We start from the raw sequence: 21,081 nt of genomic DNA on the forward strand, positions 1-21,081 counted from the left end.
CGATGGCCCGTATCCGATCCGTCACCGGACGCCGGCAGACCCTTCTGGACCAGGGATGGACTCTGACCGTATCGGCGCCCGGCGGATCGGGGGAGGGCGGGGAGGGCATCCCCGCCCGGGTGCCCGGCACCGCCGCCGAGGCGCTCCAGGCCGCCGGCCTGTGGTCCGCCGCCGAACCCGCTTCGCTCCATGACAAGGATGTCGTCTACCGCACCCGCCTGACCGGCCATGGCCCGCGCGTGCTGCGCTTCCGCGGCCTGGCCACCATCGCCGAAGTGCGGCTGGACGGCGAGCGCATCCTGACCTCCGACAGCATGTATCTGGCCCATGAGGTGCCGGTGACGCTGAACGGCGAGGCGGAGCTGTCGATCCGCTTCCACGCCCTGCACCCGGTGCTGGCGGCCAAGAAGGGCCGTGCCCGCTGGCGGCCGAAACTGGCCGAACCGGCGGGCCTGCGCTTCGTCCGCACCACTCTGCTGGGCCATATGCCCGGCTGGTGCCCGCCGATTCACGCCGTCGGTCCATTCCGCCCGGTTGAACTGGTGGAGGAGACCGGGTCTTGCCGTGTGCTCGCCGCCGACCTGCGCAGCGGCTATGACGGGCGGGACGGCCATCTGTCGCTGCGCCTGACGGTGGAGGGGGCGGCGCCCGGCGCCACCGGATCGGTGGAGGTCGCCGGCCTGACGGCGCCGCTGGTCTTCGACGGCATCGATGGGTTCAGCGCCGACCTGACCCTGCCGGGCGTCGAGCCCTGGTGGCCGCACACCCGTGGCGAGCCGGTCCTGCACGGGGTGGTCGCACGGGTTGGATCGGCTGAAATCGATCTCGGCCGCGTCGGCTTCCGCTCGCTGGAGGTCGACCGCGGCCCGGACGGCACCGGCTTCGCCCTGCTGGTGAACGGCGTCCGCGTGTTCTGCCGCGGCGGCTGCTGGGTGCCGGTCGATCTGGTCGGGCTGTCGTCCGACCGCGCCGCCTATGAGCCCGAATTGCGCCGGATGCGTGACGCCGGCGCCAACATGGTCCGCGTCGGCGGCACCATGCTGTATGAGGGCGACGCCTTCTTCGAGCTGTGCGACGAGCTGGGCCTCCTGGTCTGGCAGGACGCCATGTTCGCCAACTTCGACTATCCCACCGACGCCGCCTTCCTCGACAGTGTGCGGGCGGAGATCGCGCAGCTGCTCGACCGCACCCAGGCGTCGCCGTCGCTGGCGGTGCTGTGCGGCGGCAGCGAGATGGAGCAGCAGGCGGCCATGCTCGGCCTGCCCCGCGCCTCCTGGGTCCAGCCGGCGCTCGCCGCCGCGATCATGGAGGAAGCGGCGGCCCGGCGCCCCGACCTGATCCGGGTCGCCAACTCTCCCAGCGGCGGGGCCTTGCCCTTCATCGCCAATGCCGGGGTGACCCATTATTACGGTGTCGGCGCCTACATGAAGCCGCTGGAGGATGCCCGGCGTGCCGGCGTGCGCTTCGCCAGCGAATGCCTCGCCTTCGCCAATCTGGGCGAGGACGACCCCCTGGGCGTCCCGGCACTCCATCATCCCCGCTGGAAGGAGCGGGTGCCGCGCGACCCCGGCGCTTCCTGGGACTTCGAGGATGTGCGGGAGCATTACCTTGAGGCGCTCTATGCCGTCGATCCGCGCCGCCTGCGCTACGAGGACCCCGACCGCTACCGCCGCCTGTCGCGCGCCGTGACCGGCGAGGTGATGCAGGCGGTGTTCGACGAGTGGCGGCGCCCCGGCTCCACCTGTGCCGGCGGGCTGGTCTGGCAATGGCGCGATCCCTCGCCCGGCGCGGGGTGGGGCGTGGTCGCCGCCGACGGCACGCCGAAGCCGGCTTGGCACGCGCTGAAGCGCGCCTTCCGGCCGCTGCGGGTGATCCTGACCGACGAGGGCGTCAACGGGCTGGCGGTGCATCTGGTCAACGACACCGCCCGGCCGGTGGAGGCGCTGTTGCGGCTGACCGCATGGCGTGACGGGGCGGTCCCGGTGCTGAAGGCTGAGCGGCCGGTGACGCTGCCGGCGCGGGGGGCGGTGACCCTGGCGGCCGCCGAGATGTCCGACCGCTTTTTTGACACGACCTACACCTACAGGTTTGGGCCTATCCCACACGATGTGGTGACGGCACAATTGCTGTCGGCCGAAAGGGACGTGGAACCGATTGACGAGTCTCATTATTTCCCCAAGGGACGCTCGCTGCCGCGGTCCGATCTCGGCCTGACGGCGGTGGTGGAGGACCAGGGGGCGGATTGGGTGTTGCGGTTGGCCACGGCACGGTTCGCCTGTTCGGTGCATGTGGAGGACGAACGGTTCCGGGCGGACGACGCCTGGTTCCATCTTCCGCCCGGCGTCGAGCGGGTCGTCCGCCTGCGGCCGCGGGCAGGTTCGGGGGTTGAGGACGGGATGGCATCGGCCGGGCGACCGGTGCCGAACGGCGAGGTCCATGCGCTGAACGCGCTGGCGCCCGTCCGCTACAGGGGGAACGCATGAAGCCGACACCGGTGGTGTTCGATGGTTGTTTCGGATGGCTGCATCCGGCCCAGGGCCTGCGCGGGGTGGTCCTGTGCGGTCCCTACGGCTATGAGGAACTGTGCGCGCACCGCGCCTGGAAAAGCTTCGCCGAAGGGCTGGCCGCGGCCGGGTTGCCGACATTGCGTTTCGATTATCCCGGATCCGGCGATTCGGCCGGGGAGGACAGCGACCCCGACCGGGTGCGCGCCTGGGTGGACGGCGTCAAGGCGGCTGTCCGCCGGTTGCGCGAGGACACCGGCGTCACCGAACTGACCCTGGTCGGCTACCGCATGGGTTCGCTGCTCGCCACGGCGGCGGCGCACGAACTGGCGGAGGAGGGGCAGGGCGTCGACACGCTGGCCCTGCTGTCGCCGATCACCTCGGGCCGCAAGGCCCTGCGCGAACTCCAGACCCTGGCGGCCATCGTGCTGCGCCCGGTCTGCAATCCGGAACCGCCGGAGCGCGCCTCCTGGCTGAACGTGATCGGCATGCCGGTGACGCCCGAAACGGCGCTGGCGCTGGGCGCCCTCAATCCGTTCGATCGGCCGGCGCCGCCCGCCCCGCGCATCCTGATCGCCGACCGTCCGGAAGGAAAGACGCCGGTGAAGCTGGCCAGCCGCTGGCGCGCCATGGGTGCGGTGGCGGAGCCGATGGGAGTCAGCGGCGTGATGGAGCTGGTCCAGCAGCCCCAGGGCGCCCAGGCGTCCGCGGTGCTGGAGCCGGTCCTGCGCTGGATCGCCGCCGGCCCGGTCGCGACCGGCGCCACCCCGCCGCCGGATCGGCCGGCCGGCCTGATGATGCCGACGGCGGTCGAACGTCCGGTCTTCTTCGGCTCGGCGCCGGAGCTGTTCGGCATCTATTGCACCCCGGTCCTGGCCGATCCCGCCGGCAACCGGCCGGTCATCCTGTTCCTGAACAGCGGCGCCACCCACCATGTCGGCTCCGGCCGCGCCACCGTGGTCCAGGCGCGGCGGCTGGCGGCGCGCGGCTATGCCTCGCTCAGGATCGACGCGGCCGGCATCGGCGACAGCCCCGATCGGCCCGGCTTCCAGGACAACCTTCTCTATAACAAGGAGGTGATCGCCGACGTCCGCGCCGCGCTGAACTGGCTGGAGGCGCAGGGGCACGAGCGCGTCGTCGTCATCGGCCTGTGCGCCGGCGGCACGCCCGCTTTGCATGCCGGCCTGGGCGACGACCGGGTGGTCGGGCAGATCGTGCTCAATCCCGGCCGGTTCGAGTTGGGCGGCGGCATCGCCGTCATGGACCTGATGCGGAGCGTCGCCTTCCGCTCAACCAAGGAATATCTGCTGGAGGCGCTGAAGCCGGCCCGCCTGCGCGCCAGCCTCCGCAAGCCCGCCCGCACCATCGGGCTGGCCAAGCGCCTGACCGGCCGCTTCGTCCGCAAGCTGCTTCTCCGCACCGGCCTGACCCGCCATGCGCTGCGCATGTTCCGCCGCCTGTCGGCGGAGGGCCGGCGGGTGCTGGTGGTCTACAGCAGCGACGACATGACGCTGGCCGAATTCTACCTGCATCTGGGCGAGGGCGGCCGTGCCCTGGACGGCCTGCCCGGCATCGAGGTGGTCTATCTCGACCGCTCCGACCACAGCCTGACGGTCTGGGAGGCGCGCGACCGCCTGGATCGCCTGATCGACCGCCACCTGACCTGCCTGGAAACCGCCGCCCATTCTGACCCCGCCGCCTGCGGCCTCACCAGCTGGAGCCTGGGGCTTCCCGGCGGCCTGCCGTCCGGCGAACGGGTGGGGTAGGGCGAACCGACAGGTCCTGGGCTTGATGTCGGGAACAGCACGGCATTTACGATGTCTGTGGTAGTTCGTCGTCCAACGCCTTGGCATCCGCCGGCGGGCGGGCAGATTCAAGCGCGACGATGTCGGTCTCCGTGAAGTCCTCCGGCCCCATGACCCGGCGTTTCCACTTTTCGGTGGAGACCAGCACGCTGCTTTGCTGCCCGTCCGTCATAACCCGCTCTCTTACCCCAACAGCTCCGCCAGCGACCGCGCCACCACCTGCGTCGCCCGGCGCAGGTCTTCCAGCACCAGTTTCTCGTCGGCGCGGTGGCCGTTGGCCTCCAGCAGGTCGCGCGGGCCGGCGCCGTAGAGGATGGTGGGGATGCCGGCCTCCGAATAATGGCGGGCGTCGGTGTAGAGCGGGATGCCGTTCTGGCCGACCGGCACGCCCAGCACCTCCTGCGCATGGGCCGCGAACAGCGCCGCCAGCCGCGGCGCGTCGCCGACCGAGCGGAAGGGGCGGGCCAGCAGGATGCGGCGGACGGTGACGCGGATGCCGTCCCGGCCGCCGATGGCCTTCTCGATCAGGCCGCGCAGTTCGGCCTCCACCTCCGCCGGGTTCTCCTCCGGGATCATGCGGCGGTCGAGACGAAAGGTGACGCGGTCGGGCACCACGTTGGTGTTGATGCCGCCCTGGATCAGCCCGACGGTCAGCGACGGGTGGGTGATGCCGGTGACGGCGGAGCGGCGCGTCGCCAGTTCCGGCCGGTGGGCGTAGAGCGCCGCCAGGATGCCGGTCGCCGCCTCCAGCGCGTCATGGCCGGTGTCGGGGCGGGCGGCATGGGCGGACTTGCCGTCGACCTGCACCTCCAGATGCAGGCAGCCGTTGTGCCCGGTCACCACCGAATAGGCGAAGCTGGCCGACACCGCATAGTCCGGCTTGGAAATCCCCTGGTCGAGCAGCCATTTCGGCCCGATCTCGCCGCCGGCCTCCTCGTCATAGGTCAGGTGCAGCTCGATCGTGCCCTTCAGCGCAGCCTTCGAGTCCATCAGCGCCTGCAGCGCGAAGGCATAGGTGGCGAAGTCCGACTTCGACACCGCCACGCCGCGCCCATACATCACGCCGTCGCGGATCTCCGCGCCATAGGGATCGCTCGACCAGCCCTCGCCGGGCGGCACCACGTCGCCATGGGCGTTCAAGGCAACAGTAGGTCCGTCGCCGAAGCGGTGGCGGATCACCAGATTGGTGGCACTGATCATGCCGTTGGCCCGCACCAGCTCGGCCGGCACCGGGTGACGCTCCACCGTGAAGCCAATCGCCTCCAGCAGCTCGGCGGCACGGACGGCGTGGGGGGCGCAGTCGCCGGGCGGGTTGTCGGACGGCACCTTCACCAGCTCCGCCAGGAAACGGACCTCCTCCTCGAAGCGGGCATTCACCGCCTCATCAAGGGTGGCGGCGAGGGAGGGGGACAGGTCGGTCATGGCAGGCGGTCCGTCAGGAGTTTTGCGGGCTGGAAATTTTCGACGAAGCGGGCGAGCACGCGGGCTCCCGCCTCGGCGTCGGCGGCGGTGATGCGTTCGGCCGGATTGTGCGAGATGCCGCGTTCGCAGCGCACGAACAGCATGGCGATGTCGGTCAGCGCCGCCACCGCCATGGCGTCGTGGCCGGCGCCGCTCGGCAGTTCCGGCGCATCCAGCCCTTCGGCGGTTGCCGCGGCGGCGAACTGCGCCATCAGCGCCGGGTGGCAGGCGACGGCGGGGCTTTCATGCAGCGTCTCGAAGCCGATGGCGACGCCGCGGGCATCGGCGATGGCCTCCAGCCGGGCGCGGACGGCGCCGACCCGCTCCAGCCGCAGGGGGTCGCGGTCGGCGCGCAGGTCGATGGTGAAGCGGACCTTGCCGGGAATGACGTTGGTGGCGCCGGGCGACGCCTCGATCCGGCCGACGGTGCCGACCAGCCGTTCCTGCCCGGAGCAGAGCTGTTCCACCGCCAGGATCATCTCGGCGGATGCCGCCAGCGCGTCGCGGCGCAGGGTCATCGGCACGGTGCCGGCATGGCCGGCCATCCCCTCCACCGTCACCGCCAGCCGGGTGGCACCGGCGATGGCGGTAACCACGCCGACCGGCCGGCCCAGCGCCTCCAGCACCGGCCCCTGCTCGATGTGCAGTTCCACATAGGCCAGCACGGCATGCGGCTCGTAGGCGGCGCTCGCCCAGGCGGCGGGTTGGAGGCCGAAGGCGGTCATCGCGTCGGCCAGCCGGGTTCCTGCGGCGTCGCGCGTCTCCAGCACCGCCGGGTCGAAGGTGCCGGCGATGGCGCGGCTGCCGATCAGGGTCGATTGGAACCGCGTGCCCTCCTCGTCGCCGAAGCCGATCACCTCGATGGCGAAGGGCAGGCGCCGGCGGCGGGCGTTCAGGTCGGCGACCACGGCGATGCCGCTCAGCACGCCCAGCATGCCGTCATAGCGCCCGGCATCGCGCACGGTGTCGAGGTGGGAGCCGATCAGCAGGGCCGGCAGCCCCGGTTGCCCGCCCTCGTAGCGGCCGATGATGTTGCCGACCGCATCCTCGCGCACGCTCATCCCCGCCTCGCGCATCCAGCCGGCGACGAGGTCGTTGGCGCGGCGGTGTTCCGGCGTCAGGTAGAGGCGCGACAGCCGGCCCTCCTCCGCGCTGATCGCCGCCAGCGCGTCGATGCGGTCGAGAAGGGCCGGTCCAGAGAGCGGGGATTCGGGCATCGGCGGGTCCGGACTGCGCTGGGGAAACAGGACGATGCCCCCGGTTATACGCCGAAGCCGCCGCTCCGCCCTAGCCCCCGGCCGGTGAAGACAGTTTCAAAGAATCCCGGAAAGGGGACCGTCCGGCGCCTTCCGATCATGCCGCAACGCAAAAAGACAGGAGAAAGATCGTTGGGGGTGCCGAATATTGCCTACCACCCTCTGGAAGACCGGTTGCACACTTCATAAATGAAGCGTGACAAAAATACCGGAAATAATCACATTTTTGCTGCGAGTGCGAAAGAAACCGCTGAGGGGAGGTGCGTCCATGACGTCGTTCGATCCCGACATGCCTTTCGAAAACGCAACGCCGATTGGCCGCCCGATCGACCGTTCTATGGCTGGGCGGAAAGGTGGCGGCCTGTGGTTCAACGACCGAACCGAACTGGCCCAGGCCCGCACGCTGGCGGGATGGATCATGATTCTGGCGGAGGACCGCGGATTGGACGACCGCCAGCTGGCCGTCGTCACCGGACTCGACCTGGAGGATGTGCGGGCAGTCCGGGAGGGGGCGGTGGCGATGCTGCCGCCCCGGCTGCTGAACGGCGCGCTGGCCCGTCTGGAGGGCCGGAACGACGAAGGGCGGCTGCAATAGCTGCAGGCCGCCCTTTTCGAACCGTGTATCGCTGTGGCGCCGCGTCAGGCGACGGACAGCACGTCCACATACATGTTGGCCGGGGCCGACAGGTGGATGCGGTACAGCATGCCGGACTGGTCGACGATGATGTCGGCGACCGGGTTCTTGGTCGACAGGTCGGTCACCGCGGCGCGGACGTTGCGCGGCAGTTGGTCCAGTTCGACGTCGCGGTAACCGGTCTTGTCGGAAAGCTTGATGGTCTTGTTGCCCATGATGGCAGCTGCTCTGTTCCAGAAGGCTTGAGAGGGGATACTCTATTCGGCCGCGGGACAATGGTCCCGGCCGGTTAACCAACGGTTAAGTACCCCCTCCGGTCTCACGGCCCTCCGCGCAGGGCAGCAACGCTTCCGGTGCAGGTGGCGCCGGGGACTACCGCCGCTCGCGCCCCTCGCTGCCCGCCATGGCGTCACCGTGCCGCAGGGTGTCGTCTTCCGGCAGCGGCTGCTTGCCCAGCACCATGGAACTGTTGTCGAGCGCCGCCACCGTCGCGTCGCGCGCCGGGGCGCCGGGGCCGGTCACGCTGCCCTGGCCCTGCCGGGCCGCCGGCTCCACCCGCTCGCCCATCCCGACGGTCGTGGTCCGGCCCGGAGCGGTGTGGCCGGCGACGCGCAGGTCGTTCTGCACATGGCCGACGCCCGACACGCTTTCGGCGATGTCCTCCGCCCGGCGGCGGGCGGCGCGGTCCTCCACGGTGCCGGACAGCGTCACTTCGCCGCCCTCAACCTTTACGCCGACGTCCGATGCGTCGATGTGGTGGTCGTCGGTCAGGCGTTCATTGATGTCCTCCAGGATGCGTTCGTCGGAACGGCGGTAATTGCGTGGCCCGACTCCGCGATAGCGCGCCTCCGGCCTCATCTTCGCGAACTCCTCGCTCCAGGGATGGCGATGCATGGCGGCCTCCGTTTGTGAGTTGGAAATCGTTGGCATTTCAACAGTTGGTGTGCCCCGCCCGTTCCGGATCATCGCCCGGGGACGGCACCGGCCGGCGCATGGCGGCTACCGCGCAAAAAAGCCGCAACCAAGTTCACGCTCGGCAGTTGGGTCCGAAAAGGGCTTTGGCTGAGGACGTGCCATGACACATTCAAAACCAAGCGTCGCCCTCTGGGCGATGGTCATTCTGTTGGCCATACTGGGCCTCGGCTCGCTCGGCGGCGGGTTGTGGCTGATCCTGCTGGGCGGGTCCTGGTACTACGCCATCGCAGGCGTGCTGTTCCTGGCCACCGCCGTGCTGCTGGTGAAGCGGTCGCCGGCGGCGCTGTCGATCTACGCGCTGCTGGTGATCGGAACGCTGATCTGGGCGCTGTGGGAAGCGGGGCTGGACTGGTGGCGGCTGTCGGCGCGCGGCGACGTGATCGCGGTTGTCGGCTTCCTGCTGATTCTGCCCTGGATCACCCGCCGGCTTGGCGAGCGTGAACCGGTTGCCGGCGAACCGGCGCCGGGCGCCTATCCCGTCGGCGCCTTCCGCGGCACCGGCCTCGCGCTGACCGCCTCGCTGGTGATCGTGCTGCTGGTCGGCATTGCCTCCTGGTTCACCGACCCGCACAGCATCGACGGCACGGTTCCGCAGCGCCAGCAGACCGCATCGGCCGCCACCACCGGGGCTGCGGATGCAGGCACCGGCTCCGGACCCGCGATCCCGGACGGGGAATGGCAGGCCTATGGCCGCACCGGCTACGGCCAGCGCTATTCGCCGCTGACCGGCATCACGCCGCAGAATGCCGACAGGCTGGAGGTCGCCTGGACCTACCACACCGGCGATCTGCGCGGACAACCCGGCGACCCGAAGGAAACCACCTTCGAGGTGACGCCGCTGAAGGTCGGCAACCGGCTGTTCCTGTGCTCCCCGCACCAGCATGTCATCGCGCTGGACGCCACCACCGGCAAGGAAGTCTGGCGTCGCGACCTGACGATCGACCAGAAGCAGCTGGCGCTGCAGCATCTGACCTGCCGCGGCCTGTCCTACCACCCGGCGCAGCAGGCCGCCGCTTCCGCTTCGGCGGCCGGCGACGCCTGTGCCGCCACGCTGTTCATGCCGACCGCCGACGGCCGTCTGGTCGCGCTGAATCCGGAGGATGGCTCGCTCTGCACCGGCTTCGGCCAGAACGGGCAGATCAACCTGTGGGCCAACATGCCGAATCTCCGGCCCGGCTCCTATTACTCGACCTCGCCGCCGGTGGTGACCGCCAATCTCGTCATCGTCGGCGGCACGGTGCTGGACAATGTGTCGGTGCATGAGCAGTCGGGCGTGATCCGCGCCTTCGACGTCAATGACGGCCATCTGGTGTGGAACTGGGATTCGGCCAAGCCGGACCAGACCGCCCCGATTTCCGACGGCCAGACCTACACCGTGAACTCGCCCAACAGCTGGTCGATCTCCAGCGTCGACGAGGCGCTGGGCATGGTCTATGTGCCGCTGGGCAACCAGCCGCCCGACCAGTTCGGCGGCAACCGCAGCCCGGCGGTGGAGCGCTTCTCCTCCTCCGTCGTGGCGCTCGATCTGGCGACGGGGCACGTGCGCTGGGTCTTCCAGACCGTGCATCACGATCTGTGGGACTATGACGTGCCGGCGCAGCCCAGCCTGATCGACCTGACCGTCAACGGCCAGACCGTGCCGGCCCTGGTGCAGCCGACCAAGCAGGGCGAGCTGTTCGTCCTGGACCGCCGCACCGGCAAGCCGATCCTGCCGGTGACCGAGAAGCCGGCGCCGCAGGGTGCCGCCGAGGGCGACCACACCGCCCCGACCCAGCCGGTCTCGGCCTTGTCCTACGATCCGCCGCCGCTGACCGGGGCGGACATGTGGGGCGCGACGATGTTCGACCAGCTCGCCTGCCGCATCGCGCTGAAGCGCCTGCGCTATGACGGCCGCTTCACCCCGCCGTCCTTGCAGGGCTCGCTGGTCTATCCCGGCAATTTCGGCGTGTTCAACTGGGGCAGCGTCGCCGTCGATCCCAGGCGCCAGATCGCCTTCACCACACCGGCCTATCTCGCCTTCGTCTCGCAGCTGGTGCCGCGCAAGAACGACACCGAGATGTATGTGCAGGGCGGTGAGCCGCCCAAATTCAGCCTGCCGGCGCTGAACGAGAATTTCGGCGCGCCCTATGCGGTGAAGCTAGCCCCCTTCGTCTCGGTTCTGGGTCTGCCCTGTCAGGCGCCGCCCTGGGGCTATGTCGCGGCGGCCGACCTGACGACCGGCAAGATCGTGTGGAAGCACAAGAACGGCACCACCCGCGACGCCGCGCCGGTACCGCTGCCCTTCCGCATGGGCGTTCCCAACCTGGGCGGCCCGATCATGACCGCGGGCGGCGTCGCCTTCCTGTCGGGCACCATCGACTACTATGTGCGGGCCTACGACGTCTCCAACGGCAAGCAGCTGTGGGAAAGCCGCCTTCCGGCCGGCGGTCAGGCTACGCCGATGACCTACCAGGGCGAGGACGGACGGCAATATGTGCTGGTGGTCGCCGGCGGCCACGGCTCGCTCGGGACCAAGGCGGGCGATTCGGTGATCGCCTATGCGCTGCCGAAGTGAGGGGTAGAGTTGGTGCTTTGCCCCCTCCCTAACCCTCCCCCTCTTCGAGGGAGAGGGAACTCCGCCGCTCACGCGCTCAGCCCCCTCTCCCGCGGAACGCGGGGGAGGGTTGGGGAGGGGGCATTGGCGCTGATCTTTTTATCCCCTCCCCAACAAAAAAGCCCGCCCCGGTTCCCCAGGGCGGGCTCTCTCCAACCAAAAACCCCTCAGCGCGTCGGCACCGGCGGCGTCTGCGAATAGTCGTAGAATCCGCGGCCGTACTTCTTGCCGATCCAGCCGGCCTCGACATACTTCACCAGCAGCGGGCAGGGGCGGTACTTGCTGTCGGCCAAGCCCTCATACAGCACCTGCATCACCGCCAGACAGGTGTCCAGGCCGATGAAGTCGGCCAGTTCCAGCGGACCCATCGGGTGGTTGGCGCCCAGCTTCAGCGCGGTGTCGATGGCCTCGACGCCGCCGACGCCCTCATACAGGGTGTAGACCGCTTCGTTGATCATCGGCAGCAGAATGCGGTTGACGATGAAGGCCGGGAAATCCTCGGCCACCGCGGCGGTCTTGCCGATGGCGAGCGTCAGTTCCTTGATGGCGTTGAAGGTCGGCTCGTCGGTGGCGATGCCGCGGATCAGTTCGACCAGCTGCATCACCGGCACCGGGTTCATGAAGTGCATGCCCATGAACTTGGCCGGACGGTCGGTCGCCGCCGCCAGACGGGTGATCGAGATCGACGAGGTGTTCGTCGCGATCAGCGCCTCCGGCTTCAGGTGCGGGACCAGCTTCTTCAGCAGGTCGCGCTTCAGCGCCTCGTTCTCGGTGGCGGCTTCGATCACCAGATCGGACTCGCCGAACACCGACAGGTCGGTGCCGGTGACGATCCGGCCGAGGGCGGCGGTCTTCGCCGTCTCCTCCATCTTGCCCTTCTGGATCTGCCGGTCGTAGTTGCGGCCGATGGAGGCGAGCGCCTTTTCCAGGACCGCGTCGCTGATGTCGGACAGGACGACATCATAGCCGGCCTGGGCGCAGACCTGGGCAATACCGCTGCCCATCTGGCCGGCGCCGATGATGCCAATCTTCTTGATCGTGGTCATGGGGGCTGTCCCGCGCAGGATGTGGGTAAAGTGGCCCGCCGCGTCAGGCACCGGTTTTGGCCGGCGCCCGTTGCGGCGGTCCGGATCAGCGCGCCTTATCCAAGCTTTTCCGTCAGCTCCGGCACGGCCTTGAACAGGTCCGCGACGAGGCCGTAATCGGCGACCTGGAAGATGGGCGCTTCCTCATCCTTGTTGATCGCGACGATGACCTTGCTGTCCTTCATGCCGGCGAGGTGCTGGATCGCACCCGAGATGCCGACGGCGATGTACAGCTCCGGTGCCACGATCTTGCCGGTTTGCCCGACCTGATAGTCGTTCGGCACGAAACCCGCGTCCACGGCGGCGCGCGAGGCACCCACCGCGGCACCCAGCTTGTCGGCCAGGGCCTCCAGCATCGGGAAGTTGTCGCCCGACTGCATGCCGCGGCCACCCGACACCACCACGCGGGCGGCGGTCAGCTCCGGACGCTCCGACTTGGTCAGCTCGGCCGAGACGAAGCTCGACAGGCCGGCCGCACCGGCGCCCGCGACGTTCTCGACGGCGGCCGAACCGCCTTCGGATGCTGCGGTCTCGAAGGCGGTGGTGCGGACGGTGACGACCTTCACCGGGTCGGCCGACTGCACGGTGGCGATGGCGTTGCCGGCATAGATCGGCCGCTCGAAGGTGTCGGCAGACACCACGGCGGTGATGTCGGAGATGGCGGCGACGTCCAGCAGGGCGGCGACGCGCGGCAGCAGGTTCTTGCCGACCGAGGTGGCGCCGGCCAGGACATGGCCGTAGCCGTTCTTGGCGGTGGCGACCACCAGCGGGGCGACGTCTTCCGGCAACTGGTGCTCGTAGGCGGCATCGTCGGCCAGCAGCACCTTGGCGACGCCGGCGACCTTGGCGGCGGCGTCGGCTGCTGCTCGGGCACCCTTGCCGGCGACCAGGATGTGGATGTCACCACCGATCTTGCCGGCGGCGGTGACGGCGTTCAGCGTGGCGGGCTTCAGCGAGGCGCCGTCGTGTTCCGCGATGACGAGAATGTTGGCCATGGTCAGTTCATCCCCCTCAGATCACGCGCGCATCGTTCTTGAGCTTGTCTACCAGCGTGGCGACGTCCGGCACCTTGATGCCGGCCTGACGCTTCGCCGGCTCGGTGACCTTCAGCGTGGTCAGGCGCGGGGCGACATCGACGCCGAGCGCATCCGGGGCGACGGTCTCCAGCGGCTTCTTCTTCGCCTTCATGATGTTGGGCAGCGAAGCGTAACGCGGCTCGTTGAGGCGCAGGTCGGCGGTGACCACCGCCGGCAGCTTCAGCTCCACCGTCTCCAGCCCGCCGTCGATCTCGCGGGTCACCGCGACCTTGCCGTCGGCGGCGACGACCTTCGAGGCGAAAGTGCCCTGGCCCCAGCCCAGCAGCGCCGCCAGCATCTGGCCGGTCTGGTTGCAATCGTCGTCGATCGCCTGCTTGCCGAGGATGACGAGGCCGGGGGCCTCCTTCTCGACCAGGGCCTTCAGCACCTTGGCGACGGCGAGCGGTTCGGTCGTCACGTCGGTCTGCACCAGGATGGCGCGGTCGGCACCCATGGCGAGAGCGGTGCGCAGAGTTTCCTGGGCCTGGGTCGGGCCGACGGAGACCACGACGATCTCGGTCGCCGTGCCGGCCTCCTTCAGACGCACCGCCTCTTCGACGGCGATCTCGTCGAAGGGGTTCATGCTCATCTTCACGTTGGCGGTCTCGACGCCGCTGCCATCCGCCTTGACGCGGATCTTCACGTTGTAGTCGACCACTCGCTTAACGGGGACGAGGACTTTCATAACTCACCCTGGCTGCTGAGCGCGCGCCTGTTACGGCGAACACCGCGAAAATTGCTGTGGTTGCGAACGGACCATAGGATCTGGCATTACCACTGTCAATGACGCGCCCGATGCGCGGGCGGCGTTGTGTGCCGGCCCGATTGTCGCGGCCCGGAGGTGGGCGCCGGAACGGCTCAGCGGTTGGCGCCGGGCACCCACAGCACGTCGTCCGCCCCGTTGCGGTTCATCACCCGGCTCAGCACGAACAGATGGTCGGACAGCCGGTTGACGTATTTCAGCGCAGCATCCGTCACCGGCTCGTGCCGCGCCAGATCGGTCATCAGCCGTTCCGCCCGGCGCACGACGGTGCGCGCCAGATGCAGATGCGCCGCCGCCGGAGAACCGCCGGGCAGGATGAAGGAGGTCAGCGGCGCCAGATCGGCGTTCATCGCATCGATCTCCGCCTCCAGCCGGTCGACCTGCGCCTGCACGATGCGCAGCGGCGGGTATTTCGGCGCCTCCTCCTCCGGCGTGCAGAGGTCGGCGCCCAGATCGAACAGGTCGTTCTGGATGCGGCCCAGCATCGCGTCGGCTTCCGTCAGGCCCGCGGTGTGCAGGCGGGCCATGCCGATGACGGCGTTCGCCTCGTCCACCGTGCCATAGGCGGCGACGCGGCGGTCATGCTTGGGCACCCGGCTGCCGTCGCCGAGCGAGGTTTCGCCGGCGTCGCCGCCGCGCGTGTAGATCTTGGTCAGCTTCACCATGGGGAACCGTCAGCCTTGGGTCAGGATGGCGAGGACGAACAGCACCAACGCCGCACCCTGCAGCATCACGCGCAGCCGCATCGCCTTGTTGGAGCGGCGCGGGTCGCCCCGCCCGCCGCGGGCCATGAAGAAGAGGCCGACGAACAGCGAGCCGACCACCGCCAGCATCGCCATGACCATCAGGATGGGGAAGAGAGTCTGCATGGCGACCACTATATCCCAGCATCCGGCCCGCGCCTATGGCGACGCGGCCCCTTGAAATCGGCGTTCCGGGTAATCCCCCGGTTGCCAACGCCGCCGGACTGCATAGAGTGCGGCGTCGGGATCGGCGGAAGAGTGGAGATGCAGGCGATGCGGCGGCGGACTTTCCTGAAGACGGCCCTGAAGGCGACCGCGGTCACCGCGGCCGGCACCGGCGCCTTCGCGGCGCTGAGCCGCAAGTCCGTGCAGGCGGCCCCCGGCACCGCCGCGCCGTCTATGTCCTTCCCCGACGACTTCCTGTGGGGCGTCTCCACCTCCAGCTACCAGATCGAGGGCGCGGTCGCCGAGGATGGACGGGGCGCAAGCGTTTGGGACACCTTCAGCCATTCCTACGGGCGGATCGCCAACGGCGACACCGGCGACGTGGCCTGCGACCATTACCACCGCTATGCCGAGGATGTGGAGCTGATGGCGCGGGCCGGGATGAAGGCCTACCGCTTCTCCATCGCCTGGCCGCGGGTGATGCCGCAGGGCACCGGCGCGGTGAACGCCAAGGGGCTGGACTTCTACGACCGGCTGACCGACACGCTGCTGGCGAAGGGCATCCAGCCCTGGCCCTGCCTGTTCCACTGGGACCTGCCGCAGGCCCTGCAGGACCGCGGCGGCTGGACCAACCGCGACATCGCCGGCTGGTTCACCGATTACGCGCTGGCGGTGACCGCCCGGCTGGGCGACCGCGCCAAGCACTGGGTGATGCTGAACGAGCCGTCGGTGGTCGCCATCTTCGGCCACGGCACCGGCGGCCATGCGCCCGGCCTGACCGGCCGCGAGACCTGCCTGAAGGCGATCCACCACCAGAACCTCGCCCAGGGCACCGCGCTGGCGGCCCTGCGCAAGGCGGGCGGCAAGGACTGGCAGCTCGGCACCGTGCTGTCGCTGCAGCCGTCCTGGCCGGTCGGCGGGCTCGATTCGAACTACCCGGCCTCGCTGATGTGGGATGCGGTGTGGAACCGCTCCTGCCTCGACCCGCTGTTCAAGGGCCGCTTCCCCGAATTGCTGGAGGAGGAGTTCGCCCGCATCGCCCAACCCGGCGATCTGGCGCGCATCAACCAGCCGGTCGATTTCCTCGGCGTCAACTATTACAGCCGCATGCACCAGCAGCCCGATCCGCAGGGGCTGTTCGGCACCGGCTACGGCTCGGCGCCGGAGGGCACGCGCAAGACCGGCATGGATTGGCCGGTGGAGCCGGACGGGCTGAGCGAGATCCTGGCCGAACTGCAGGAAAGCTACGGCAACCCGCCGGTCTATGTGACGGAGAACGGCGCCGACTACCCCGACAGCATCGGCCCGAGCGGCGGTGTCGAGGACCGCGACCGCATCGCCTATCTGCGCGACCATCTGCTGGCTGCCGCCAAGTCGATCGACGAGGGCAGCAACCTCAAGGGCTACATGGTGTGGACGCTGCTGGACAATTTCGAATGGTCGGAGGGCTACCGCCGCCATTTCGGTTTGGTCCAGGTCGACCGCAAGACGATGGCCCGCACCCCCAAGGCCAGCTTCGACTGGTATGCGTCGGTCATCCGCAACAACGCGGTTCCGCTGGCCTGAGGGCGTGTTCCCCGGGTTCAGCCCGACGCGGTGGAGGCGCCTTCGTCTTGTGCTTGGCTCATGGTGGGATTAGGCCAGCGCAAGGCGATCTGGTGCAGATACTGCGCCATTACTCCACCGTCAATGTCACGGTAATGAACGGTGTAGAGCAGTTCGCGCCAAACCTCCTCCGACACCTGCTTGGGATCGGCGCCGACCCAATTCAAGGCATGGATGAGGGCGAAGTCGGCGTTGATCAGCATGCTGCGTTCAACGACCGGATCGATCTCCTCCTGCTTATAGGCGCTGTCGGGGCTGGATGCCTGGCGCTTTACAGGTGTTTCGGTCAGTTGGATCGGGCGGATGCGTCCAAACCACTTCAGCGTATAGCCGGCGCGTTTGTAGCGGTTGGCGATCGGCATGCGGTGGAACCGCTTGAGGCGCTCGATGTCGGAAAAATAACTTTCCACGCAGTTCACCAGCAGCGCCTTGTTCATGACAGCGCCGGTGAAGCCGATACCGTTAAGTTTCCTATTATATATTTGAAAACTATCAAAGAAGAAATAAGCTCTTTCTGCAACCCGTGTGTCGATTTCTTCTGGTGAAAGGGAGCGGTCAAATTCCTTTTCTAAATCCTGGTCTATCATGGCCCGGTTTCTTCATCCTTCGCGGAAATGCCCTTGATCGCGCGGGTGGAGAGATCAAAAAAAGCATCCAGCTGGCCGGCGAAAAGTGCCGTCTGAGCGGTGCTGTCGAAGGGAGTGTCCTTGTTCGGCAAGACCCACCGCGACACCGATCGAATGGCCGGATTGCGCACAAGTTCCTCGAACTCTTCGAGCGATCCGTCCTGTGGCGCCTGTTCGTCGGGCTTGCTCATTGTCAACTCCATCCCCTTTTGCCTCCAAACGCTTTGAGTCCCGGACCTGGAATGGGCCGGGACTTTATGCATTGAAGGACTGTTGTCAATATTGAAGTGAAGAAGCCATTGATTGCATTTGTATGAGGGTTCGTCGCTTGCTTAGGGACGATGTGCTTGGAAATGTAGCATGAATCCCTCTTCGCTCCAATTGCGGAAAGCCTGGATGATGCCTCTGGCCTGCGACATATTTTGATCCAATCTTGCTAGGGCCGGGTAAATGCATACACTTGAAGAAGCCCATTCATGATAGATGGCTTCCAACTCTTCCAGAACCGGTCCCCTCGTCATGCCGTCCCCCCGCCCGCCCCAGCCGACCCGCTTCGCCATCCAGAAGGCGCGTGGCAAGGGGTGGAAGACCTTGGAGGTCGGAGAGGAGCTGGCCCACGCCAAGGCACGGTTCGACCAGATGGTCGGCATCAACCCGCGGGCCTATTTCCGCCTGATCCAGCTCGATTACAACGCCGACTCCGCCTATGAGGGGATGGAGTTCAACTGGACGCTGATCGAGCTGTACGATCCCACCAAGGGCGGCCCCACCAAGGGAGGCAGCGTCCGACCGGCGCCGAGGCCTGCTCCCTCGACCGCGTCCAAGCCGAAGGCCAAGCGCAAGTCCGCCGAGCCGGTCGCCCTGCCGCTGCGCATCTATCTGACCGTGATCCTGATCGGCACGCTGGCGGGCGCCCTGGCCTACCTGCATTTCGCCGGCGGCCGGTAAATCGTCAACAGCCGTGAGTCTTCAGAGACTATTATCGGCCGTCATCCCCGCGAAGGCGGGGATCCAGAGTCTCCAATGCAAAGGCTCGCCAAGTCTGGATTCCCGCCTTCGCGGGAATGACGACCGAGAGAAGCTTATTCTCACTCCGCCGTATAGCCCTTCCGGCGCATGCACAGCGCAAACATCTCCTTGCGATAACCGAACTGCGGCGTTTCCGGCAGCGGCCGCAGGGGATAGCCGCGCAGGCGCATGGTGTTGTCCACCTGCTCGGTGCATTCGTCGAAGGCGACGGTCGGCACGTCCGGGCTGGCGGTCCACTCGCGGTAGGACGGCGGACTGCTGCAACCGGACAGCAGGGCCATGGCGGACAGGGCCGCAAACAGGCAGGCCAGCCCCGGCAGGGCCGGCAGGAGTCGCGGGCGTGCGGTGTCGGTCCCGGTCATGGCTTGCGTCTCGCTCCTTTTTCGCCCCCGATTTGACGCTACCACGGCCGGGGCTTTCCGATCCATTTTCGCGCACCATTTTCGGGAACGCGCCTTTTCGGCAACGCTGCGCGGCGGACAACGCAGACGCACCAAAATCGCCGCCGGAAAAGCGACGCAATCTGGTAACACGGTCCTGGTTTCCCGCGATTCGCGGGGGGCCTGGTTCCCCGATTCGGGGAAAGTGTCGTGGCTCTGAAGTCGGTCTGGCGTCACGGACGGAGGGAGAGGCAATGTCTGGGATTTCGCGGCGGGTCCATGGTGGCGCCGCGCTGGCGGCAGTCGCTGTGGTGGTGTCGGCTCTGACCGTGGGAACGCCCGCTCCGGCAAGGGCGGAGGCGTCGGTCGCCGACATCCAGTGGGCGCAGACCATCCTGAAGGAAAAGGGCTTCAACATCGGCGGCCGGGCCAAGGGCCAGATGACGCCGGAAACCCGCTCCGCCCTCAGCGCCTATCAGAAGTCGGTCGGACTTCCCGCCACCGGCAACCTCGACAAGGCCACCATCGACAGGATGATGAGCGAGCGCGAGAAGAAGGCCTCGCCGACCATGGGCAGCCTGTCCAAGAGCCAGGTCGGCCAGACCCGCCACGAGAAGGAGGTGACGCCGCGCGCCGCCCCGACCGGCCGCGTCGAGTCGGGCAACGAGAGCGTCGGCGGCATGGCCCAGTTCGGCGGCGCCCCGGTGTCGTCCTCTTCGTCTTCCTCTTCGGCCAGCCACAGCGCCCCCGCCCCGGCCGCGCGCCCGTCGGCGAGCGCACCGGCATCGGCTGCCGTGCCTTCGAGCCCGACGCCCCAGAGCGCGCCCCGTCCCTCGGCCAGCGCATCGGCCAGCGCGTCCGAGGGTCCGGTCCCGCAGGCCGCGCCGCGCGGCGCGGTGTCGGCGACCACGCCGGACGGCAAACCGGCCCCGCTGGAGGAACCGGTCGCGGTCGGCGCGGCCCCCTCGGTCTGGCAGTCCAACGCCGCGCGTGCCGGTGTCGCCGGGCTGCTCGCCGCGACCCTGGGCGGCCTCGGCTTCGCATGGTGGCGCAGCGGCCGGGGCGTCGATCCGCTCAGCCGCAAGCCGGCCGGCGACGACCGTCCGCGCGACACCCGCGTCGAGCCGAGCTTCGGCGGCCCCCGCCGCCGGGAGGAACTGACACCGGGTCCGCGCCTGACGGCAGAGGCACGGCGGCGCTGAGCTTCGGCCCCCTCCCTCCTCCGTCTTCGGCGATAGAGGGCAAGTGTCCCGTGCGGCGGCAGTCCCCTCTCCCACCGAAGGTGGGGGAGGGTTAGGGAGGGGGCAAAATGCCTCCCGCCCCTCTCACATCATCATCGGACAGCCGCCCCCGCCGCAGCCGCCCGGTGCGCAGGCGGGGGCGGGCGCCGGCTGCGACTTGCCGACCCGAGGGGCCATGATGGCCTTGGCGACCTCGGTGCCGCCGCAGGACGGGCAGGGGATGCCGGCGGCCTTTTTGGCGTCGTAATCGGCCATATTGTCGAACCACTGGTCGAAATCATGGCCGCAGGCGCAGTGCAGGGCGTAGACGATCATCGTGAAGCCTCGGAAAGCGGAAACCCGGCCGTTTTCTAGCCAAGCCTCCTGCGCCCCGCCAGGATCTGCATCAATCCTGCCCCCCGGCGTGACGCCGTCAGCGCGGATCGGTCACCCCCACCCGTGCGCACATCGACAGCAGCGGACAGGCGGAGCAGCGCGGCCGGTCGCCGGTGCAGACCCATTTGCCGAAGGGCACCAGCCGCTCGTTGATCTCCACCCAATAGCGCTTCGGCAGCACCGCCAGCAGCGCCGTCATCGTCTTTTCCGGCGTGCGCGCCCGCACATAGCCCCAGCGGTTGGTGACGCGATGGACATGGATGTCGACCGCCAGCGCCGGAATGTCGAAGCCCACCGCCAGCGTCAGCGCCGCGATCTTCGGCCCCACCCCGCGGAAACGCATCAGCCCGTCCGGCGTGTCGGGCACCTCGCCGCCATGCTCATCGGCGATGCGGCGGGACAGCTCGTGGATGTCGCGGGCCTTCGGCTCGGGAAAGGTGGCGCCGTGCAGCAGGTCCACCAGCCGCTCTTCCGGCAGGGCGGCCATGGCGGCGGGGGTGGCCGCCACCGCGAACAGCCGCTCGGCGACCGCCAAGGTCGTTTCGTCCCGCGTCCGGGCGGAGATCAGGCTGGCGACCAGCTGCTCGAAGGGGGAGGCATGGCCACGGTCGCGCAGTTCGAACATCGCCGCCTTGGGATAGGGGGCGACGGCGATCCGCAGCCGGCGGAACGCCTCGTCGATGTCGAAGGACTGGGACGCCGAGGACTGCAGACTCAACGGACTTCGTCTCCGGAAAACGGGCTGAACGGACCGGGCGTCACGCA

At 68.5% G+C, this 21,081-nt stretch carries 22 protein-coding genes; 7 read left to right on the forward strand and 15 right to left on the reverse strand.

Annotated elements, in window-relative coordinates; translation table 11 throughout:
* Nucleotides 1-2 precede the first annotated feature (2 nt).
* Both PWS46_RS27650 and PWS46_RS27655 read left to right on the forward strand, forming a co-directional pair.
* On the forward strand, nt 3-2,483 hold the full coding sequence (locus PWS46_RS27650; protein WP_434624570.1) for a glycosyl hydrolase 2 galactose-binding domain-containing protein: 2,481 nt from the start codon (nt 3-5) through the stop codon (nt 2,481-2,483).
* Entirely contained in the window at nt 2,480-4,270 is a 1,791-nt protein-coding gene (locus PWS46_RS27655; protein WP_434624572.1) for an alpha/beta hydrolase, read from the forward strand. The genes PWS46_RS27650 and PWS46_RS27655 overlap by 4 nt, the downstream gene beginning before the upstream one ends.
* Before the next feature lie 46 nt (nt 4,271-4,316).
* Here the strand turns inward: PWS46_RS27655 and PWS46_RS27660 are convergent, their stop codons facing one another.
* From PWS46_RS27660 to PWS46_RS27670, 3 genes are read right to left on the reverse strand one after another with little or no spacing between them, the layout of a single operon-like run.
* A complete protein-coding gene (locus PWS46_RS27660; protein WP_434624574.1) occupies nt 4,317-4,481 on the reverse strand; it encodes a hypothetical protein in 165 nt (54 codons plus the stop codon).
* Nucleotides 4,482-4,492: 11 nt separating this feature from the next.
* On the reverse strand, nt 4,493-5,731 hold the full coding sequence (locus PWS46_RS27665; RefSeq protein WP_434624576.1) for a M20/M25/M40 family metallo-hydrolase: 1,239 nt from the start codon (nt 5,729-5,731) through the stop codon (nt 4,493-4,495).
* Nucleotides 5,728-6,987 (reverse strand): allantoate amidohydrolase, encoded by a 1,260-nt coding sequence (locus tag PWS46_RS27670; RefSeq protein ID WP_434624578.1) that lies wholly within the window; start codon nt 6,985-6,987, stop codon nt 5,728-5,730. The genes PWS46_RS27665 and PWS46_RS27670 overlap by 4 nt, the downstream gene beginning before the upstream one ends.
* 307 nt (nt 6,988-7,294) lie before the next feature.
* Here PWS46_RS27670 and PWS46_RS27675 point away from each other — a divergent pair, with 307 nt between their 5' ends.
* Complete coding sequence (locus PWS46_RS27675) at nt 7,295-7,621, forward strand: hypothetical protein (protein ID WP_434624580.1); 327 nt, start codon at nt 7,295-7,297, stop codon at nt 7,619-7,621.
* Between the two features lie 44 nt (nt 7,622-7,665).
* Here the strand turns inward: PWS46_RS27675 and PWS46_RS27680 are convergent, their stop codons facing one another.
* Both PWS46_RS27680 and PWS46_RS27685 read right to left on the reverse strand, forming a co-directional pair.
* Nucleotides 7,666-7,875 carry a hypothetical protein gene (locus PWS46_RS27680; RefSeq protein ID WP_295830216.1) on the reverse strand — a complete coding sequence of 70 codons (210 nt, stop codon included), beginning with the start codon at nt 7,873-7,875 and terminating at the stop codon, nt 7,666-7,668.
* A 157-nt stretch (nt 7,876-8,032) separates the two neighbouring features.
* Nucleotides 8,033-8,554 carry a BON domain-containing protein gene (locus tag PWS46_RS27685; protein ID WP_434624582.1) on the reverse strand — a complete coding sequence of 174 codons (522 nt, stop codon included), beginning with the start codon at nt 8,552-8,554 and terminating at the stop codon, nt 8,033-8,035.
* Between the two features lie 229 nt (nt 8,555-8,783).
* Between PWS46_RS27685 and PWS46_RS27690 the strand changes: the two genes are divergently transcribed.
* Complete coding sequence (locus PWS46_RS27690; protein WP_434624584.1) at nt 8,784-11,189, forward strand: glucose/quinate/shikimate family membrane-bound PQQ-dependent dehydrogenase; 2,406 nt, start codon at nt 8,784-8,786, stop codon at nt 11,187-11,189.
* 206 nt (nt 11,190-11,395) lie between these two features.
* On the opposite strand, the gene PWS46_RS27695 is transcribed toward PWS46_RS27690, so the two are convergent.
* The 5 genes from PWS46_RS27695 to PWS46_RS27715 form a co-directional block, all read right to left on the reverse strand.
* Entirely contained in the window at nt 11,396-12,274 is an 879-nt protein-coding gene (locus PWS46_RS27695; protein ID WP_434624586.1) for a 3-hydroxybutyryl-CoA dehydrogenase, read from the reverse strand.
* Nucleotides 12,275-12,369: 95 nt separating this feature from the next.
* Nucleotides 12,370-13,308, reverse strand: a complete 939-nt coding sequence (locus PWS46_RS27700; protein WP_434624588.1) for an FAD-binding protein — start codon at nt 13,306-13,308, stop codon at nt 12,370-12,372.
* A gap of 16 nt (nt 13,309-13,324) precedes the next feature.
* Nucleotides 13,325-14,074, reverse strand: a complete 750-nt coding sequence (locus PWS46_RS27705; RefSeq protein WP_434624590.1) for an electron transfer flavoprotein subunit beta/FixA family protein — start codon at nt 14,072-14,074, stop codon at nt 13,325-13,327.
* Between the two features lie 173 nt (nt 14,075-14,247).
* Nucleotides 14,248-14,817 carry a cob(I)yrinic acid a,c-diamide adenosyltransferase gene (locus tag PWS46_RS27710; RefSeq protein ID WP_434624592.1) on the reverse strand — a complete coding sequence of 190 codons (570 nt, stop codon included), beginning with the start codon at nt 14,815-14,817 and terminating at the stop codon, nt 14,248-14,250.
* Nucleotides 14,818-14,826: 9 nt separating this feature from the next.
* Nucleotides 14,827-15,021, reverse strand: a complete 195-nt coding sequence (locus PWS46_RS27715) for a twin transmembrane helix small protein (protein WP_434624594.1) — start codon at nt 15,019-15,021, stop codon at nt 14,827-14,829.
* A gap of 147 nt (nt 15,022-15,168) precedes the next feature.
* On the opposite strand from PWS46_RS27715, the gene PWS46_RS27720 reads away from it, so the two are divergent.
* Nucleotides 15,169-16,626 (forward strand): GH1 family beta-glucosidase, encoded by a 1,458-nt coding sequence (locus PWS46_RS27720; protein ID WP_434624596.1) that lies wholly within the window; start codon nt 15,169-15,171, stop codon nt 16,624-16,626.
* Nucleotides 16,627-16,643: 17 nt separating this feature from the next.
* On the opposite strand, the gene PWS46_RS27725 is transcribed toward PWS46_RS27720, so the two are convergent.
* Nucleotides 16,644-17,252 carry a hypothetical protein gene (locus PWS46_RS27725; protein WP_434624598.1) on the reverse strand — a complete coding sequence of 203 codons (609 nt, stop codon included), beginning with the start codon at nt 17,250-17,252 and terminating at the stop codon, nt 16,644-16,646.
* The gene (locus PWS46_RS27730; RefSeq protein ID WP_434624600.1) at nt 17,249-17,482 is read right to left on the reverse strand and encodes a hypothetical protein; all 234 of its coding nucleotides are present in this window, start codon (nt 17,480-17,482) and stop codon (nt 17,249-17,251) included. The genes PWS46_RS27725 and PWS46_RS27730 overlap by 4 nt, the downstream gene beginning before the upstream one ends.
* A 328-nt stretch (nt 17,483-17,810) precedes the next feature.
* On the opposite strand from PWS46_RS27730, the gene PWS46_RS27735 reads away from it, so the two are divergent.
* The gene (locus PWS46_RS27735) at nt 17,811-18,239 is read left to right on the forward strand and encodes a hypothetical protein (RefSeq protein WP_434624602.1); all 429 of its coding nucleotides are present in this window, start codon (nt 17,811-17,813) and stop codon (nt 18,237-18,239) included.
* Between the two features lie 140 nt (nt 18,240-18,379).
* On the opposite strand, the gene PWS46_RS27740 is transcribed toward PWS46_RS27735, so the two are convergent.
* Nucleotides 18,380-18,682, reverse strand: a complete 303-nt coding sequence (locus PWS46_RS27740; RefSeq protein WP_434624603.1) for a hypothetical protein — start codon at nt 18,680-18,682, stop codon at nt 18,380-18,382.
* 272 nt (nt 18,683-18,954) lie between these two features.
* Between PWS46_RS27740 and PWS46_RS27745 the strand changes: the two genes are divergently transcribed.
* Complete coding sequence (locus PWS46_RS27745; protein WP_434624605.1) at nt 18,955-19,902, forward strand: peptidoglycan-binding domain-containing protein; 948 nt, start codon at nt 18,955-18,957, stop codon at nt 19,900-19,902.
* Between the two features lie 123 nt (nt 19,903-20,025).
* Here the strand turns inward: PWS46_RS27745 and PWS46_RS27750 are convergent, their stop codons facing one another.
* A complete protein-coding gene (locus tag PWS46_RS27750; protein WP_063635920.1) occupies nt 20,026-20,256 on the reverse strand; it encodes a DUF1178 family protein in 231 nt (76 codons plus the stop codon).
* 97 nt (nt 20,257-20,353) lie between these two features.
* Entirely contained in the window at nt 20,354-21,034 is a 681-nt protein-coding gene (locus tag PWS46_RS27755) for an endonuclease III domain-containing protein (RefSeq protein ID WP_434624608.1), read from the reverse strand.
* Nucleotides 21,035-21,081 lie beyond the last annotated feature (47 nt).

The organism is Azospirillum sp. B2RO_4, assembly GCF_051124815.1.
Taxonomy (GTDB): Bacteria; Pseudomonadota; Alphaproteobacteria; order Azospirillales; family Azospirillaceae; genus Azospirillum.

Excerpts from the sequence above, each read along its gene's own strand:
- PWS46_RS27650 (WP_434624570.1), top strand. The coding sequence starts at position 3 with ATGGCCCGTATCCGATCCGTCACCGGACGCCGGCAGACCCTTCTGGAC.
- PWS46_RS27655 (WP_434624572.1), top strand. The coding sequence starts at position 2,480 with ATGAAGCCGACACCGGTGGTGTTCGATGGTTGTTTCGGATGGCTGCAT.
- PWS46_RS27660 (WP_434624574.1), bottom strand. The coding sequence starts at position 4,481 with ATGACGGACGGGCAGCAAAGCAGCGTGCTGGTCTCCACCGAAAAGTGG.
- PWS46_RS27665 (WP_434624576.1), bottom strand. The coding sequence starts at position 5,731 with ATGACCGACCTGTCCCCCTCCCTCGCCGCCACCCTTGATGAGGCGGTG.
- PWS46_RS27670 (WP_434624578.1), bottom strand. The coding sequence starts at position 6,987 with ATGCCCGAATCCCCGCTCTCTGGACCGGCCCTTCTCGACCGCATCGAC.
- PWS46_RS27675 (WP_434624580.1), top strand. The coding sequence starts at position 7,295 with ATGACGTCGTTCGATCCCGACATGCCTTTCGAAAACGCAACGCCGATT.
- PWS46_RS27680 (WP_295830216.1), bottom strand. The coding sequence starts at position 7,875 with ATGGGCAACAAGACCATCAAGCTTTCCGACAAGACCGGTTACCGCGAC.
- PWS46_RS27685 (WP_434624582.1), bottom strand. The coding sequence starts at position 8,554 with ATGCATCGCCATCCCTGGAGCGAGGAGTTCGCGAAGATGAGGCCGGAG.
- PWS46_RS27695 (WP_434624586.1), bottom strand. The coding sequence starts at position 12,274 with ATGACCACGATCAAGAAGATTGGCATCATCGGCGCCGGCCAGATGGGC.
- PWS46_RS27700 (WP_434624588.1), bottom strand. The coding sequence starts at position 13,308 with ATGGCCAACATTCTCGTCATCGCGGAACACGACGGCGCCTCGCTGAAG.
- PWS46_RS27705 (WP_434624590.1), bottom strand. The coding sequence starts at position 14,074 with ATGAAAGTCCTCGTCCCCGTTAAGCGAGTGGTCGACTACAACGTGAAG.
- PWS46_RS27710 (WP_434624592.1), bottom strand. The coding sequence starts at position 14,817 with ATGGTGAAGCTGACCAAGATCTACACGCGCGGCGGCGACGCCGGCGAA.
- PWS46_RS27715 (WP_434624594.1), bottom strand. The coding sequence starts at position 15,021 with ATGCAGACTCTCTTCCCCATCCTGATGGTCATGGCGATGCTGGCGGTG.
- PWS46_RS27720 (WP_434624596.1), top strand. The coding sequence starts at position 15,169 with ATGCGGCGGCGGACTTTCCTGAAGACGGCCCTGAAGGCGACCGCGGTC.
- PWS46_RS27725 (WP_434624598.1), bottom strand. The coding sequence starts at position 17,252 with ATGATAGACCAGGATTTAGAAAAGGAATTTGACCGCTCCCTTTCACCA.
- PWS46_RS27730 (WP_434624600.1), bottom strand. The coding sequence starts at position 17,482 with ATGAGCAAGCCCGACGAACAGGCGCCACAGGACGGATCGCTCGAAGAG.
- PWS46_RS27735 (WP_434624602.1), top strand. The coding sequence starts at position 17,811 with ATGCCGTCCCCCCGCCCGCCCCAGCCGACCCGCTTCGCCATCCAGAAG.
- PWS46_RS27740 (WP_434624603.1), bottom strand. The coding sequence starts at position 18,682 with ATGACCGGGACCGACACCGCACGCCCGCGACTCCTGCCGGCCCTGCCG.
- PWS46_RS27745 (WP_434624605.1), top strand. The coding sequence starts at position 18,955 with ATGTCTGGGATTTCGCGGCGGGTCCATGGTGGCGCCGCGCTGGCGGCA.
- PWS46_RS27750 (WP_063635920.1), bottom strand. The coding sequence starts at position 20,256 with ATGATCGTCTACGCCCTGCACTGCGCCTGCGGCCATGATTTCGACCAG.